We start from the raw sequence: 16238 nt of genomic DNA on the forward strand, positions 1-16238 counted from the left end.
CATTACCCATTACCCATTACCCATTACCCATTACCCATTACCCATTACCCATTACCCATTCCCCATTACCCATTCCCCATTCCCTATTCCCTATAATGACCCAGTATTTTGCCACCGTTGCCAAGGGTTTAGAGTTTGTAGCGGCTCAAGAATTAGAAACTTTAGGTGCCCATGATGTTCGTCCCGACTTTGCGGGGGTTCATTTTAGCGGTTCCCGCCAACTGCTTTATCGAGTTAATCTTTGGGGAAGAACTCTGTTTCGGGTATTAGTTCCCATTGCTGAGTTTCCCTGTCCCAATGGAGAACGGTTGTATCAGGAAATTCAAAATATTGATTGGAATAACTATCTCTCACCCCTGAATACTTTTGCGGTTAACTGCACGGGCAAAAATGACGTTTTAAACCATACCCATTTTACCGCTCTTCAGGTTAAGAATGCCATCATTGATCAACAGCGTTTGGAATTTGGAGAACGCTCAGATATTGATATTAATAATCCCGATTTATGGATTAATTTTCATATCCATGACAATCAAGGAATTTTAAGTTTAGATAGTTCAGGCAGTAGTTTGCACCGTCGGGGATATCGTCCAGCCGTGGGGCTGGCTCCCTTAAAAGAAAGTCTAGCCGCCGCCCTCCTACACATGGCAGAATGGCATCCTGATTTACCGTTTTTAGACCCGTTATGTGGGTCAGGAACCTTACCAATAGAAGCCAGTTTAAAAGGTTTAAATATTGCTCCGGGGCTATTCCGAGAAACCTTTGGATTTATGAAATGGAAAGATTTTGATCCTAAATTATGGGCAGATCTAAAACAGGATGCCTTAGACGGACAATTAACTAGCTTAACCGCGCCGATTGTCGGTTCTGACCAGGATGAAGATATGATTGATCAAGCCTATGAAAATGCTCAACGCTGCGGCGTAGCCAAACAAATTCGACTGCAACAAATAGAATTATCTCAAGTCGAACCTCCGGCGGATCATGGGATCATTATTTGTAATCCTCCCTATGGCGAACGCCTAGGAAATACCGAGGACTTGGCTCCTTTATATAAACAGTTGGGAGATGTTTTTAAACAACGGTTTAAGGGCTGGACAGCTTATGTTTTAACCGGAAATAAAGCCTTGGGAAAACAGATCGGCTTGAGGACATCTCGAAGAATTGCGGTTTATAATGGGGCTTTACCTTGTACTTTGTTAAAGTACGATCTTTATTAGGCTAAATATAATTAGGCTAAATATAATTAGAAAAATTACCATTTCAGTATTAAGAAGATTGGAAAATATTCAATCTTTGGAAATCAGAAAAAATCATGCTATGATCTAAAGCTAAATTAATCATAAGTTCAAAAAAATATGTTAAAATTTGGCGCGTATGGTAAATCTCAAAGTAAATTTTTATATTTACTCATTGCTAGTATTGTTTTTCCAGTCCTAGCAGTCAGTTCTTTCAATATTATTAATTCTCGCCAATATTTAATGGATTCAGTGGTTCGTTCCATGACCAATGAATCCCAAAGTGGTGGAACAACCATTAATTTATTTTCAGATATTTTTAAATCTGATATTTTGTATCTAAGCCAAACCCCCCCGGTTCAAGGAATGATCCGAGCCCTGGAAAATAAGGGCATTGATCCAGAAGATAAATCGACCTATGAAAGTTGGAATAATCGCCTAGAAATTATTTTTACCTCTTTCATTAATAATCGACGGTATTATGATCAACTTAGGTATATTGATGAAAAAGGCAATGAACTGGTGAGAGTGCGGGCGATGAATAATCAAGCGGTAGTCACTCCTTTGAATCAGTTACGCAATGTATCTTCTACGGCATATTTTCCTAAAACTATAGGGCTAAAATCGGGAGAAATCTATGTCTCTGAGATTAATTTAAGCCGAGATAATGGTCAAATTGAAATCCCGTATAAACCGATTATTCGGTATGCGACACCCGTTTATAATCAGGCCGGAGAAAAACGAGGAATTTTAATTGCGAATATTTTGGTTGAACGTCTTTTTGAACTCGCGGATAATAGTGCCTTAAATGAACAAATGCAGCAACAGTTTTCAGCGATTAATCAAGATGGATATTATTTAAGACATCCGGTGGCTGATCGGCAATGGGGGTTTGAACTCAATAACAATAATAATATCAAAAATGACTACTCGGAAGCCATTGTAAACCAACTGCTATCGGGAGAAAGTGGTTTAGTGACAGAGAGTAATGATTATATTATGACTTATAATACTATTTTTCCCAATCAAATCACCCGGGAAAATCCTTTTATCATCTTCTATAAAGTCCCTAAATCCGTTGTTTTAGAACCGATTAATAGCTTTATTCGAGTCGCGGTGATTGTCACCCTCTTAGTCGGGGGAATTTTCATTGTTTTTGGTGTTATTTTATTCAAAAAATTAGTTAATTCTATTCTGGAAGTTGTAGCGGTAGTAACGGCTTTTTCCAGTCAGATTTTTGCCACAATTAATCAACAAGAACGGATTGCCAATCAACAATTATCTTCCGTTCAAGAAACCAATGTCACCATGGACGAACTCAGCGCCTCCTCTCAACAATCGGCGCAACAAGCAGAAGGGGCGGTTTTTGGCGCAAAACAAGCCCTAGAGCGGGTCGAACAGGGAACAGTTGCCATTCAGAAAGCCCTACAAGAATTAGAAACCCTAAAAGTTAAAGTTGAATCCATTGCCGAAAAAATTCTACAATTAAGTGAACAAACCCATCAAATTGGGAGCGTTTCGGATGTGGTGAGTGATTTATCCAATCAAACGAATATGTTAGCTTTAAATGCCGCCGTTGAAGCGGTACGCGCCGGAGAACATGGTAAAGGATTTGCCGTCGTGGCTTCGGAAATTAGAAAACTCTCCGATGCGAGTCAGAAATCGAGCCAGAAAATTAATATTTTGGTTAATGATATTCAACGAATGATTCAAACAACCGTTGTTGTCACCGAAGAAGGAACTAAAAATGTAGAATCCGGGGTACATATTGCCCACCAAACCGCTCAAGTTTTTGCAGATGTGGCTAAGTCTATTGAACAAATTTTTCAAAGTAGTCAACAGATTGCCTTAACTTCCAATCAACAAGCCCTAGCTATTGGACAAGTCAATCAAGCTATGAATAATTTAACCTCCGGGGCGAATGAAACCGCAAAAGGAATTAGTCAAATAAAAGTTGGCGGTGAAAAACTGAATGAATCCACTCAAAACCTCAAAGAAGTTTTGTAATCAGTCTCCTCGCCCTCACCAGTAATCAGACTTATTCCCTATTTATTCATTGATTTCATCAATTTCAGACTGAAAAGGGATGAAAGATTTCACCAAAACTAGCATCAAATCCAAATCCAAAGGTTTACTTAAATAAGCAGAAGCACCCGCATCTAAACAGCGTTCTCGGTCGCCAGACATTGCCATGGCGGTTAAAGCAATAATAGGAACGGATTGCCAGATAGAATGGGCTTTTAATTGACGCATTAATTCTAACCCATCGACCTCGGGTAATTGTACATCCATTAAAATTAAATTAGGAAGTGTTGTTTGCGTAACCAAGGGAGACTGAATGGCCTCTAACATGGTCTGACCATTACTAATTAATTCGACTCGATATCCCTCTAATTCTAAAACTTCCGACACTAATAATTGATTAAAGGGTTGATCTTCCACCACTAAAATTCTAGGGGAATTTTCACAATCAGGATTAGGATCTTTTAAAGATTCAGATAGTTTTTGTAAGGATAAATCGCAGGATTCTGGATTTAAACTGAGTTCTCCCCGCATTTCCGTTAACGGCAACCAAGCCCGAAATAAACTCCCTTGATTTACTATTGAACTAATAGAAACTGTTCCCCCATGTAATTCGGCTAATCGTTTAACTAAAGCTAATCCTAATCCCGTCCCTTCATGCCGTCGTGTCAGGGCAGAATCGACCTGTTGAAAGGGACGAAATAACAAATGCCAGCGATCTTCTGGGATGCCAATTCCTGAGTCTTGAACCTCTAAACAAAGATAGGGTGTACTGGCATTTACCGGAGAACAATCGGGTCGATAGTCGTGACTCATTTGGCTTCCATAGGCTAAAAATCCACTTAATTTAATGCTTCCGGCTTCCGGTGTAAATTTAACCGCATTAGAGAGTAAATTAATAATAATTTGGCGTACCCGTCGTTCATCTAAAAACGCATGATGCACACGATAATCTAATTCTACAGACATTTTTAACCGCTTTTTATCAGCCCGAGGCTGCATCATTTTCAAACATTCATTACAGAGGAGGTGAATATCCACGGATTGTAAATCTAATTCAGTTTTACCCGCTTCAATTTTGGATAAATCTAAAATATCGTTAATCAGTTGTAATAAATGTTGACCACTTTTTTCAATCAGTTGTAAATGGTTGAGTTGACGTTCATTTAAAGGGCCGCCAATTTGACGTTTAAGCAAGTCAGAAAAGCCCAAAATACTATTCAGGGGAGTTCTCAATTCATGGGACATGGATGCTAAAAATTCAGATTTGAGTTGAGAAGCCCGTTCTAAATCTTCATTAATTTGTTGCAAACGGGCTTGAGCTTGTATCCGTTCAATTGAGGCTCCCAGGGTTCGACAAGCGGCATTTAACATATCCCGTTGAGGATATTCTTGTAAACGATCTAAATCCCGGGATTCTAAAGTTAATACACCAATAATATTGCCATTCGTTGCCGGAATTGGAAAGATTCCTAACCGACCTAATCCGGGTTCTCGAAATCTGGGAATAGATTTAGGATGTTGGGCATAATTGTCAACAAATAAAGGTTCCCCCGTTTCCACTACATCCCATAATAGACCTTGACCATAGGGAATTCCCTGGTTTAAAACTTCCTGCATCGAAGCAATAGCAGGTTCTCCATAGGTAGCAATAAATTGACCGGAAATTTGATTGACAATGGCTCCCGCTTGGCGATTTTTTCCCTCTCCAGAAATGACTTTCACATCTCCAAAAGCCGCATCCATGACCGAGACTAAATAATTTAAGGCAAACTGGGCAATTTCTTGTAAATTATCCGAGTTTTGTAGGCGTTCATTTAATCCTAATAAAAATCTGAGTCGGCGCACTTCTGTATTTAAGCTGGCTTGGGAATTGCGATAATAGGTAATATCTCGAAAGGTAAATAATCGACTGCCATTGGAGGATAATCGGCTTTCAATTTCCAGACAAACTCGGTTATTTTGTTCGATGCAAAAGGATAAATTATCAATCTCGACTTGTTCTAAACAATTTTGCAGTTGTTGACAGTGCTTTGCTTCCCAATACCCTTGTAATAAAATCTCGGAAATTAGCACAGATATCGGGGGTTTTTGGTTGAGAAATTCTGGAGATAATCCCCAAATATCGGCTAATTTTTGATTGAATAGGATTAATTGGTGAGTATCATTGAATAGAGCGATCGCATTATCAATCTGATTTAAAATCAACGACCGTTCTTCCCGCAACTGTTGGACATCTAGGCTAGATTGTTGATTGTTGCTACTTATCGGTTCCGTCATAGTATTTTTTTTGGGGAAAAACCAGGTAAACAGGGGTTGAATTTAACTCAATTAATAAATCTTAACAAATTTCTCAGATATCTCAATCATCAGTTCGGGGATCTCGGTTAACTTTAGACGAACCCCTTCCTTGAGACAGAGAATCAAGACTTAAAGGGCCAAAATCGCCAACTTTTGTAATTTTTGATATAAAATCAAATTTATGTGAAGATTTGTTTAGAATAACCGACACCCATTTAGAGAGGAGAAAACACTGTGGCTTTTGAACTTCCCGCCTTACCCTTCGCTGACGATGCTTTAGAACCAAGCAAAATGTCAGCTAAGACCTTTTCCTTCCATCATGGTAAGCACCATGCGGCTTATGTCACAAACCTGAATAAGCTGGTTGAGGGGACATCACTAGCGGATAAATCCCTAGAGGATATTATCAAAGCAACCGCCAACGACCCTAACAAAGCTGGAATTTTCAACAATGCGGCCCAGGTCTGGAATCATACTTTCTTTTGGAACAGTCTGAAAGCCGGTGGCGGTGGCCAACCTACAGGTGCTTTAGCCGAAAAAATTAATGCTGACTTTGGTAGCTTTGACAAGTTTATCGAAGAATTCAAAACCGCCGCTACGACTCAATTCGGTAGTGGTTGGGCTTGGTTAGTATTAGATAATGGCACTCTGAAAGTTACCAAAACCGCTAATGCAGGAACTCCTGTTGTGGATGGAGCCACTCCGTTATTAACTTTGGATGTTTGGGAACACGCCTATTATTTGGACTTCCAAAATGCCAGACCCGCTTACATTGAAAACTTCCTCAATAAATTAGTGAACTGGGATTTTGTGGCCGAAAACTTCGCCGCTGCATAATTAAGCATTCTTTCTGAAATAGATTGAACCACAAGCAAGACAGTCATTCTATTTTTAGAACTGTCTTGTTTTTTTTATCATCCCAATTAATTCAAATTTTAACCATGAATAGTCAAGATCTTGCCCGATATATTGAAAGTACCAATGGTATTTCTAAGTCTTGGTTATTGGTACAATTGCGGTTAAAAAAACTCCAAGAACGCCGTTTAGAAATTTCCCAGGAAGAATATATTCAAGAGTTAGCCCAACTGCATCAAGAATTAATTAATTTGGGGGAGTGGTGGTTAGGAATAGAAGATGAGGTTTTTAGTTAAAATTTATATAGCGCTAGGGAACAGGGAACAGGGAAGCTGATATTCTTTAATCTTTGTCAGTAGGTATTAATAATTATTCCCCCGTTCGTTGTTGGGCTTTAGCCCCTCCCCTAGCGCCTATAAACAAACAAAAAAGTTTAATGCTTACAACCCCTATTCATCTGTAAATAATCGAAAATAGGATAATTAATATTATTCATTAATATCGACGGCAAAACCGCAGATTGATCCAATTCAGGTAAAGAGATTATAGCCTGTTCGATGGGAACAGCAAAAGCTAATTCCACCATTTTTTCTCGGAGTTGGGGACTGGGTAAAGAACCATCTTGATAAATATAGGGATCTCCCCAAAGAGGATAGGCGTGCATTCCATTAATTCCAATCACTTTTCCCTGAATATTTAATAATGGCCCCCCACTCATGCCCTTTTTAATCGGATTAGTATAACCAATTTTATATCCCTGTTGAATTGCTTTTTTAGATAATAAAGAAACCCGACCTCTGGTTAAATTAAATCCTAATTTTGGTAAAAATTCCGGTTCATTCAGTTGGGAAAACTTAGAAGGCAGTGGTTTATGATTAATCCTTAAATTAGAAGTATTTTTAGGGTGAATAAGTCTATTATTAATTTCAATAATATCCGGTGATTCTGAGCGTTTTACCCAAGGAAAACCCGCCCCAAATACCTTATCCCCTGGCTGAAGTACGTTTGAATATTCAAGATTAGCGATCGCATAAATTCTCAGACTTTCAAACTGTAATAACGCTAAATCCTGTCCTGAAAACTGAAAATTTGAAATCGGATTAGCCGAATAAATATGACCATCAGGGGTTTGAATAGAATAGGGCGGATCACTTGGGGTTAAAATATGTTGATTCGTCAAAACAGTATAAATATTTCCCTCTTTTCTCACTAAAATTCCTGACCCCCAAGCCGAACCCGATAAAATTTTAACTGTTATTCTTTGTGCAATTCTTTGTAATTCTTTTGGAGTGCAAACTTGACAATAATTTTGCCCACAAAAAGCATCGGATTTGATCGAGAAATTGATCGAACTTCCAGACCGAACTTCTAAAGATGAAGACTTAAAAAATAGATCAGAAAAAATAAATATTGGCAGGGTTAAAAAACAACTACCAATACTCGTAATTCTTGTAATTGTTAGACAACTTAGAAATCGATTAACCATGAAAACTTGAATCAAAATCAATTTATTTTTTGTTCAAGACTATCAATTTAATTGAACCGAATCGAGGACAGAAACACTACTTTGATCCTCAATATATTGACTCAGATCTAAATACAATCGACCATTACTTTCTTCCAAAGGCCCAGCACTGGCATTCGCCCTTAGATCAAATAACTGTTTCAAAGTACGATTAGCATTTTGATTCGGTTTCAACGTAAATAAAATCCCCAAACAAGGCCCATCTTGAGCATTAGAAACACAGATAACAGGTTGATTATTCACCCGTCCCGTGGTGACATAATTTAATAGACCCCGCTTCTGAAACTGTTGGAATTTGGAAGACACTTGACGACAACGAGTTTCAGGAACATAACCCGCATCATCAAATATTCGAGAAACCCAACGAATCACAGGGAAAGTTCCCCTGGTATTCTTAACAAATGTCGTCGGAATTCCATCGGAACTCAGATCACAATAAAACTCCTGTCTAATCGTTTCAGCATACTGACGTTCAGACAATTGAACTCCAGAAGATTCACAGGCACTCAAGTTACCAAAATTACAGGAACTATTTGTTATTAATTCCTGTCCTTGACTAACAGAAGCAAATCCCAAAATAGTGCTAAAAGCGATCGCACTAATTTGTAAACCTTTCCCAAAAACAGAGTTTTTCATAATTTATTCCCAATCATTTTTGATATTTCAATCCTTCCAATTCACCCCCAAACGTTTGAGATAATCCCAACCCCTTTGGGGCCAAACATGAGGACGCCCCGTTTTTTCAGCGATCCATTCCGCCACCTTTGGCCCAGACCAAGGGCCACCATCCGGTGCTGGCCCCTGTAAGGCTTGCATAAGTTCCTGTTGTTGTCCTGAAGTGAGCAAAGATTTGGCGATGGGGGGTTGGCGCTCCCGGCTACGGTTCTTCACAGAACTTGGCCCCTCGCGGTTGTAGCGCCGGATAATTTCTTTGGCATAGTCATAATTCAGCCCCACCACTTCAGCCGATTGTTTGATTGTCCAATCCCCCGCCACAAGGCAAAGCAAATGCCATCGACGGGCCTCTGTCGTGTCTCGTGCTTGACGATAGCGAGCTTTCAGGTCATCCGGGGTTAAGTAGGGTTCGATGTGCGCTTTAGGTGGCATTCCTCCGATTCAGCATCAGGAAAGTTGGTTAGTCTATCTGATGGTTTTAAGGGTTTTCCGGATCAAAGCCAGAATTTCTGAGAATTACGAATTACGAATTACGAATTACGAATTACGAATTACGAATGGGTTTTGGGTGATACTCAACGAGCGAGGACGCTCCCCCTGCCTCCCCTTAACACCCCCTCCTGGTGTTAAACTCTGATATGGGTATTTTAAGAATATGAGGAATAACAGAGTATGGCATCCATCCGTAAGTTGCACCGACAACTGATCAAAAAAGAGCGCTCCGCCGTTGAGATCACCCAGGAAGCACTGGATCGGATTGCACAACTCGAACCCCAATTAAAGAGTTTTCTCCATGTGACGGCGGATAGAGCCTTAGAACAGGCGCGTCAAGTCGATGCCAAAATAGCCGCAGGGGAAGAAATCGGCTTGTTAGCAGGAATTCCGATCGCCATTAAAGACAATATGTGTACCGAGGGCATTCGGACTACCTGTGGTTCCAAAATTTTAGAGAATTTTATCCCTCCCTATGAATCTACAGTTACCCAAAAACTCGCCGCAGCCGGGGCGGTGATGGTCGGAAAAACCAACATGGATGAATTTGCCATGGGCAGTTCCACGGAAAACTCCGCCTATCAGGTAACAGCCAACCCTTGGGATTTACAACGGGTTCCGGGGGGTTCATCCGGGGGCTCGGCGGCGGCCGTAGCAGCCGAAGAAGCGGTGGTTTCCTTGGGTTCGGATACGGGGGGTTCCATTCGTCAGCCCGCGTCCTTCTGTGGCGTTGTCGGACTCAAACCCACCTATGGTTTAGTTTCTCGCTATGGGTTAGTCGCCTATGCGTCGTCTTTGGATCAAATTGGGCCCTTTGGACGCTCTGTTGAGGATGTGGCTATTTTATTACAAGCGATCGCCGGTCACGACCCGAAAGATGCCACCAGTTTAAACTTTCCCATTCCCGATTATGTTTCAGCCCTGAGACCTTCTTTAAGAGCTAAAAGTGGGATTAAAATTGGAGTAATTAAGGAAACCTTTGGCGAAGGATTAGATCCAATTGTTGAAAAAATTGTCACCAAAGCTATTAGTGTTTTACAGGAATTGGGTGCAGAAATTCAAGTGGTTTCTTGTCCTCGATTTCGCTATGGTTTACCAACTTATTATGTGATTGCTCCTTCGGAAGCCTCTGCTAATTTAGCCCGTTATGATGGGGTGAAATATGGTTTCCGTTATCCCGATGCGGATAATTTAATTGAAATGTATCAGAAAACCCGGGCGCAGGGGTTTGGGGCGGAAGTCAAACGTCGGATTATGATGGGCACCTATGTATTATCGGCGGGATATTATGACGCCTATTATTTGAAAGCCCAAAAGGTCAGAACTTTAATTAAGGAAGATTTTGATCGGGCGTTTAGTCAAGTGGAGGTTTTAGTTTGTCCGACCGCGCCTTCAACGGCTTTTAAAGCAGGGGAAAAAACGGCCGATCCCTTGAGTATGTATTTATCGGATTTAATGACAATTCCAGTTAATTTAGCGGGTTTACCAGGTATTAGTGTTCCCTGTGGGTTTGATGATCAAGGTTTACCCATTGGGATGCAATTAATTGGGAAACCGTTAGGGGAATCTCGGTTATTAGAAGTTGCTAATGCCTATGAACAAGCCACGGATTGGCACAATTACAAACCTCAAGGAATCTAATCTGTAAATTCATGAGTCAGAAACCGGGTTTCTAGCCGTAGCCTTTTGGTTTTCATCTAATATTTTTGGATAGAAACCCGGTTTCTTGAGTTGTCTACAATGTTTCCTTATAACTAATTTCAGTTAATGGGACTTAAACAAAAATAAGGATGGAAATAGATGATAATGATTAGACATCTCCAAAATAGAAATGGGGAGGGATACTTGATGGTAAAATTTAATTTTACCCCAATGAGAGATGAGTAAATTAAGAGACTATCTGGACAAGAATCCCCAGCAAGCAAAAAGGCTATTAGGGATGGAATACGAACAGCTAATAAAACTTATTCAAGCCGCGGAGTTATTAGAGCAAGAAAGACGGCAGGAACAGGAAAAAGCTAAGATCAGGTTGATTAAAGCAGGCGGGGGTCGTCACCAGAAATTGTCTGTGGAGGAACAAATCTTACTAACTCTAATTTATCTGCATCAGATGCCGACATTTCAAATGTTAGGGTTACAGTTTGAAGTGAGTGAATCAACAGCGAATGATATTTTCCATAACTGGATAAAAATCTTGAGAGAATTACTGCCAGCCAGTTTAGTTGAGCAAATAAAAAAAACGAGAGTGATTGGGAGTGGGTAGAAAAAATTCTGCTGGAATTTGAGTTAGTAGTAGATAGCTATGAACAGCCCATGCAAAGACCAACAGACAATGAAGAGCAAAAAAAATATTACTCAGGAAAGAAAAAAACACATACCTTTAAAAATCAAGTCATTGTCATGCCAAACGGGAAAGAAATAGTGGATGTAGCTGTGGGTTATACCGGAGCAACAAGCGATCTAAAATTGTGGAGAGAAAGAAGGGAGGAATTGGGGAATCATCAAAAATACAGGGGGGATAAAGCTTATGTAGGGGAAACAGCAATTAATACACCACATAAGAAACCGAGGAATCAAGAAATATCCCTTGAACATCGAGAAGAAAANGAGTCGCCAAGAATAGAAAGGTAATCCTCAAAAAAGGGGAAGATGAAACAGAGGAAACTCGATTAGATAATTTAGCTAAATCGTTGCCCCAGGGAGCTTTTAGTGAAATTCAACTCCCAGTAGAAAAACCCAAAACTGTATGGGTAGCCACCGAGATACGTGCAAAATGGTACACGTTGTAAAGTTTTGTTAAGAAATCAGGTTGAAAGCATTGATTTTAGGTTCAGTCGAGCCAGAAATTTTTGAAGCGCTCGCTCGATAGTTCTGTATAGCGAATAGTGTGTTGAATATTCTTGTGTCCCAGATAAGCCTGAATAGCTCTAGTGTCATGACCATGAGATGCCAGATAAAACCCGCAGGCATGACGTAACATATGGGGATGTACTGATAAAGCTAAACCAGCACGAGTGCCAGCACGACGAATAATATTAAAAGCTGTGGCAGCAGCCATCGGAGTACCACGCTCAGAAACAAACAAGTAAGGAGAGTTAGGAGATTCTCGTTGTAGTTGTCGTAGCCACCTTAACTCTCTGGCACGTAAAGGATGCGTTGAACTGATACCATGCTTGAGTCGATTGATATAGATCGTGCCACTAGAAAAATCTATCTGCTCCCATCGCAGGGCTACCAATTCTGATACACGTAGACCGTGACGATAAGCCAGTAAAATTAAAGTCGAATCTCTGTGACCATGCCTCCCTGTTGACGAGGCTGCTTTAATCAGGGCTTCAACTTCATTGGGTAGCAGATGTTCTCGTGTTCGCTTCTCTAGATTTGTGACTTTTTTGGGTGGAGCAGTATGAGTCATAAAAACCAACTTGCCCATAAAAGATAATTGGGTGCTATGGCATTGAGTACGACACAATCAACTCCCCACACATTCCATTTTAAAAACTTGCCCATAAACAGTTCTTTTTGGTAATGTTTCTTTACATAAACTCCTGACGTAGTGGCTGATTGGTGATATATATCTTTTGAAGTCTTAAATCGCACAAACACATACTGATGGTGACATCGATAGAACGTACCGCTTACCCTCGATTTAAGCGTCAATTGACAGCCCAAGAACTCACGGAGATTTACACACCCAAAAAGAGCGAAATTGCTTTAGCTTATGCTACAACTCAAGGTGAAAGTAATATTCTGAACTTATTATGCCTATTAAAATCATTTCAGCGACTCGGTTACTTTCCTTCTCTAGTAGATATTCCTCTGAAAATAGTTGCTCATATTCGCAGCAGTTTAAAATTTTCAGTTGAGACTGTTTTGGGTTATGAAAATCGTAAAACCCTGTATCGGCACCGGACTGCTATCCGCGAATATCTTCAGGTCAATCAATTTAATCAAACTGGGCTACATCTAGCTATAAAAGCAGTGAATGAATCAGCAACTATCATGGATAACCCGGCTGATTTGATGAATGTAGCCATTGCTGAATTAGTTAAAAATAGATATGAATTACCCGGATTCAACACATTAAATAGATTAGTCCGGCGAGTGAGAAATGTAGTAAACCAAAGATTATTTTCCCAGGTACTGAGTCGCATCTCGTCAGATTATCAAGAACGCTTGCTGGACTTGTTAGAGCGTCATCCGCTTGAGTATAAAACCGCCTTTAATAGCCTGAAACAACTACCTAAAAGCCCTACTCGTAACAATATTAATGACTTTATTGTACATTTAATCTGGCTAGATTCTGTGGGTGATGTTCAGCCAATTCTCAAGGATCTTACCACTGCCAAAATTCACCATTTTGCTGCCGAAGCACGGGTGTTAGATGCCCATGAAATCAAAGATTTCAGTTTATCCAAACGGATGACTTTGATTTTATGTTTAATTTATGCGTCGCAAGTGACAGCACGAGATAGTTTGGTTGAGATGTTTTTAAAGCAAATGCGCTCAATCAATAACGACGCGACTAAAGAATTAGAACTCATCAAAAAAAGAATTCAAGAAACACAAGAGAAATTAGTTGAAGTGTTGACTAATGTTCTTCATGTATTTATAGATGAAAATCAATTAACTCATGAACAAGTAGATTCTCACCTAGAGCGGGAAGTATCCGATAGTTATTTATCTAATTCGCTAGAACAGATACAAGAATTGAATCTCTCTACCAAGCTCCTAAAAAATCAGGAAATATCTCTATTTCATAAACTCAATAATATCTTCACTCAAGACGGAGGAGCAGAACAACTACTTTCGGAATGTGAGGCGATGAATGCTTATAGAGGTAATAATCATCTTCCTCTAATTTGGAAATTCTATAAAAATCATCGTCAGACCTTCTTCCGCTTAGTAAAAGCCTTAGAGTTCAAATCAACGACTACCGAACAAAGTGTTATCGAAGCATTACAATTTGTCCTCGATAATTCTCATCGTCGAGGAGAATTTCTCACTTCAAGTATTGAACTAGATTTTATTTCAGAACAGTGGCGAAAATTAATTGTAGTCAAGCAGGGAGAGAAAACCAAATTCGTTCGGCGACACTTCGAGGCTTGTATTTTTTACTACCTAGCAGCCGAATTAAGGTCAGGAGATATCTGCGTCGTTGGTAGTGAAGATTACGCCGACTATCGAGAACAATTACTGCCTTGGTCAGAGTGTTTGCCTTTAGTTGACCAATACTGTGAGAATGTAGGCTTTCCTAATAACGCTTCTGAGTTTACTAAGACATTGAAATCCTGGTTGACGGACACGGCGGCATCTGTCGATGCAGGTTATCCCAATAACCATCAATTTATTATTAATGATCAAGGCTCACCCATACTCAAAAAGTATCAGCGTAACGAGTTGAGTGTTGCTGCCAAAGCCTTAATAGAGAAAATCGAAGAACTATTTCCAGAAAGAAATTTAATCGATATCCTCAGAAATGTTGACTACTGGACAAATTTTACCCGTCACTTTGGGCCATTATCCGGTTCAGATCCTAAAATTGAACGGGCAACGGAACGTTATCTTTTAACGACGTTTACTTACGGTTGCAATTTGGGGCCGGCTCAAGCAGCGAGACATATGCGAGGTATCGTCACCGCCAAGGAACTGGCATTTGTCAACCGTCGCCATGTGACCGTGGATAAGCTCAATGCCGCATTGGTGGATATTATTAACCGTTACAATGCTTTAAATCTGCCCAAGGTTTGGGGTGATGGTAAGAGTGCGGCGGCAGATGGAACGAAGTATGAACTCTACGAAGAGAATTTACTGTCTGAGTATCATATTCGCTATGGGGGTTACGGAGGAATAGCTTACCACCATGTCTCTGATACCTATGTAGCGTTATTTAGCCAGTTTATTTCCTGTGGCACTTGGGAAGCTGTTCATATCATCGAGGGGTTATTAAAAAACTCTTCCGATATTCAACCCGATACAATTCATGCTGATACCCACGGTCAATCAACACCTGTGTTTGCATTGGCACATATGCTGGGAATTAAGTTAATGCCTCGAATTCGGAATTGGAAAGATTTAAATTTTTATCGTCCTGACAAAGATACTGTTTATCAACATATTGATTCTTTGTTCTCTGAAACGGTGAATTGGAAGCGGATAGAAACTCATTGGCAAGATATTTTACAGGTAGTTTTATCAATTCAAACAGGTAAGGTATCGAGTGCAATTTTATTGCGTAAATTGGGGAATTATAGCCGTAAAAACAGGTTATATCAAGCTTTTCAGTCATTAGGACAAGTCGTAAGAACTGTTTTCTTGCTGCAATACATATCGGATATGCAACTGAGAAAAGAAATTACTGCTGTGACCAATATTGTGGAGGCTTATCATAAATTCTCGAAGTGGTTTTTCTTTGGTGGCTTTGGAGTTGTGATGAAAAATGACCCCATTGAACAGGAAAAGGTAATTAAGTATAAGGATTTGGTAGCCAATGCTGTTTTGTTCCAAAATGTTGTTGATTTAACTGATATATTGCGGGATTTACAGAAGCAGGGATATTTGATTAGCCGTGAGGATGTGGCGGTTGTGAGTCCTTATATTACGGCTCATGTTAAGCGGTTTGGTGATTACCTGATTGATCTGGAGACTGTGCCACCTTCGTTGGATGAGGTCGAAAGTTTAGTGCTGGCTTAACCATTTGGAATCCTTGAAAATCGCTGGTTTTGGGTTGGCTCCTTAACAAAACTTTACAACGTGTCCCATTTTGCACGTATCTCGGCGGCTACCCTAAACTGCGAGTGGGAAAACTCTACGATAAACCTTTACAGCTTGTAGCTTATGGTGGTGCAATTAATCGATGCTATGGTGAAAGTTTGTTTGGCACTAAAGTTGTTAATGGTTTAATTGTTGTGGCTCTTCCAGGTGAAGATGCCGAAATATTTACGTTCAAACGGGAAGAATTGCTCAACTACTGGCAGGAATGGTTAAAACGGCTAAAGTCTTTTGGAGAAAAAGCAGCTTGATAATCTTGACAATATTGATCGATCACCGAAACTGTTGTTAAATTAAGTTTCTGGTGTGTGTAGAAACCGGGTTTCTTTGTCAGATTATCAGTAATCAACATGGAATTC

At 40.0% G+C, this 16238-nt stretch carries 14 protein-coding genes and 1 pseudogene; 10 read left to right on the forward strand and 5 right to left on the reverse strand.

Going from position 1 to position 16238, the window contains the following annotated elements; genetic code table 11:
* The first annotated feature begins 95 nt into the window (after positions 1–95).
* Both PL9631_RS11110 and PL9631_RS11115 read left to right on the forward strand, forming a co-directional pair.
* Positions 96–1220, forward strand: coding sequence for a THUMP domain-containing class I SAM-dependent RNA methyltransferase (locus PL9631_RS11110; protein ID WP_083620529.1), 1125 nt, complete (start codon positions 96–98; stop codon positions 1218–1220).
* A gap of 138 nt (positions 1221–1358) precedes the next feature.
* Positions 1359–3245 carry a methyl-accepting chemotaxis protein gene (locus PL9631_RS11115; protein ID WP_083620259.1) on the forward strand — a complete coding sequence of 629 codons (1887 nt, stop codon included), beginning with the start codon at positions 1359–1361 and terminating at the stop codon, positions 3243–3245.
* 42 nt (positions 3246–3287) lie between these two features.
* On the opposite strand, the gene PL9631_RS11120 is transcribed toward PL9631_RS11115, so the two are convergent.
* Positions 3288–5540 carry a hybrid sensor histidine kinase/response regulator gene (locus tag PL9631_RS11120; protein WP_083620261.1) on the reverse strand — a complete coding sequence of 751 codons (2253 nt, stop codon included), beginning with the start codon at positions 5538–5540 and terminating at the stop codon, positions 3288–3290.
* A 255-nt stretch (positions 5541–5795) separates the two neighbouring features.
* Between PL9631_RS11120 and PL9631_RS11125 the strand changes: the two genes are divergently transcribed.
* Together PL9631_RS11125 and PL9631_RS11130 are read left to right on the forward strand one after the other, a co-directional pair.
* On the forward strand, positions 5796–6398 hold the full coding sequence (locus PL9631_RS11125; RefSeq protein WP_083620264.1) for a superoxide dismutase: 603 nt from the start codon (positions 5796–5798) through the stop codon (positions 6396–6398).
* Positions 6399–6502: 104 nt separating this feature from the next.
* The gene (locus tag PL9631_RS11130; RefSeq protein WP_083620532.1) at positions 6503–6712 is read left to right on the forward strand and encodes a hypothetical protein; all 210 of its coding nucleotides are present in this window, start codon (positions 6503–6505) and stop codon (positions 6710–6712) included.
* 137 nt (positions 6713–6849) lie between these two features.
* On the opposite strand, the gene PL9631_RS11135 is transcribed toward PL9631_RS11130, so the two are convergent.
* The 3 genes from PL9631_RS11135 to PL9631_RS11145 are packed head-to-tail and all read right to left on the reverse strand — an operon-like array spanning position 6850 to position 9048.
* The gene (locus PL9631_RS11135) at positions 6850–7902 is read right to left on the reverse strand and encodes a S1 family peptidase (RefSeq protein ID WP_083620266.1); all 1053 of its coding nucleotides are present in this window, start codon (positions 7900–7902) and stop codon (positions 6850–6852) included.
* Between the two features lie 42 nt (positions 7903–7944).
* Positions 7945–8577 carry a COP23 domain-containing protein gene (locus PL9631_RS11140; protein WP_083620269.1) on the reverse strand — a complete coding sequence of 211 codons (633 nt, stop codon included), beginning with the start codon at positions 8575–8577 and terminating at the stop codon, positions 7945–7947.
* 27 nt (positions 8578–8604) lie between these two features.
* Complete coding sequence (locus PL9631_RS11145) at positions 8605–9048, reverse strand: helix-turn-helix domain-containing protein (RefSeq protein ID WP_083620272.1); 444 nt, start codon at positions 9046–9048, stop codon at positions 8605–8607.
* 240 nt (positions 9049–9288) lie between these two features.
* On the opposite strand from PL9631_RS11145, the gene gatA reads away from it, so the two are divergent.
* The 4 genes and pseudogenes from gatA to PL9631_RS27530 form a co-directional block, all read left to right on the forward strand.
* Positions 9289–10749, forward strand: coding sequence for an Asp-tRNA(Asn)/Glu-tRNA(Gln) amidotransferase subunit GatA (gene gatA / locus PL9631_RS11150; RefSeq protein WP_083620274.1), 1461 nt, complete (start codon positions 9289–9291; stop codon positions 10747–10749).
* Positions 10750–10987: 238 nt separating this feature from the next.
* On the forward strand, positions 10988–11371 hold the full coding sequence (locus PL9631_RS26725; protein WP_231516703.1) for a helix-turn-helix domain-containing protein: 384 nt from the start codon (positions 10988–10990) through the stop codon (positions 11369–11371).
* A gap of 50 nt (positions 11372–11421) precedes the next feature.
* The gene (locus PL9631_RS26730; RefSeq protein ID WP_231516704.1) at positions 11422–11739 is read left to right on the forward strand and encodes a transposase family protein; all 318 of its coding nucleotides are present in this window, start codon (positions 11422–11424) and stop codon (positions 11737–11739) included.
* A pseudogene (locus PL9631_RS27530) lies at positions 11718–11870 on the forward strand (IS701 family transposase); the annotation flags it as partial. The gene PL9631_RS26730 and the pseudogene PL9631_RS27530, both read left to right, overlap by 22 nt.
* A gap of 68 nt (positions 11871–11938) precedes the next feature.
* Here the strand turns inward: PL9631_RS27530 and PL9631_RS11160 are convergent.
* Complete coding sequence (locus PL9631_RS11160) at positions 11939–12523, reverse strand: tyrosine-type recombinase/integrase (protein WP_083620277.1); 585 nt, start codon at positions 12521–12523, stop codon at positions 11939–11941.
* Positions 12524–12723: 200 nt separating this feature from the next.
* Here PL9631_RS11160 and PL9631_RS11165 point away from each other — a divergent pair, with 200 nt between their 5' ends.
* Together PL9631_RS11165 and PL9631_RS11170 are read left to right on the forward strand one after the other, a co-directional pair.
* Positions 12724–15801 (forward strand): Tn3 family transposase, encoded by a 3078-nt coding sequence (locus tag PL9631_RS11165; protein ID WP_083620535.1) that lies wholly within the window; start codon positions 12724–12726, stop codon positions 15799–15801.
* A 104-nt stretch (positions 15802–15905) separates the two neighbouring features.
* Positions 15906–16130, forward strand: coding sequence for a hypothetical protein (locus PL9631_RS11170; protein WP_156090523.1), 225 nt, complete (start codon positions 15906–15908; stop codon positions 16128–16130).
* Positions 16131–16238: the final 108 nt, after the last annotated feature.

Origin of the sequence: Planktothrix paucivesiculata PCC 9631, from assembly GCF_900009265.2 — a bacterium.
Classification (GTDB): domain Bacteria; phylum Cyanobacteriota; class Cyanobacteriia; order Cyanobacteriales; family Microcoleaceae; genus Planktothrix; species Planktothrix paucivesiculata.

Coding starts and splice junctions, on each gene's coding strand:
- PL9631_RS11135 (WP_083620266.1), bottom strand. CDS start 7,902: ATGGTTAATCGATTTCTAAGTTGTCTAACAATTACAAGAATTACGAGT.
- PL9631_RS26725 (WP_231516703.1), top strand. CDS start 10,988: ATGAGTAAATTAAGAGACTATCTGGACAAGAATCCCCAGCAAGCAAAA.
- PL9631_RS11160 (WP_083620277.1), bottom strand. CDS start 12,523: ATGACTCATACTGCTCCACCCAAAAAAGTCACAAATCTAGAGAAGCGA.
- PL9631_RS11145 (WP_083620272.1), bottom strand. CDS start 9,048: ATGCCACCTAAAGCGCACATCGAACCCTACTTAACCCCGGATGACCTG.
- PL9631_RS11130 (WP_083620532.1), top strand. CDS start 6,503: ATGAATAGTCAAGATCTTGCCCGATATATTGAAAGTACCAATGGTATT.
- PL9631_RS11120 (WP_083620261.1), bottom strand. CDS start 5,540: ATGACGGAACCGATAAGTAGCAACAATCAACAATCTAGCCTAGATGTC.
- PL9631_RS11140 (WP_083620269.1), bottom strand. CDS start 8,577: ATGAAAAACTCTGTTTTTGGGAAAGGTTTACAAATTAGTGCGATCGCT.
- PL9631_RS11110 (WP_083620529.1), top strand. CDS start 96: ATGACCCAGTATTTTGCCACCGTTGCCAAGGGTTTAGAGTTTGTAGCG.
- gatA (WP_083620274.1), top strand. CDS start 9,289: ATGGCATCCATCCGTAAGTTGCACCGACAACTGATCAAAAAAGAGCGC.
- PL9631_RS11115 (WP_083620259.1), top strand. CDS start 1,359: ATGTTAAAATTTGGCGCGTATGGTAAATCTCAAAGTAAATTTTTATAT.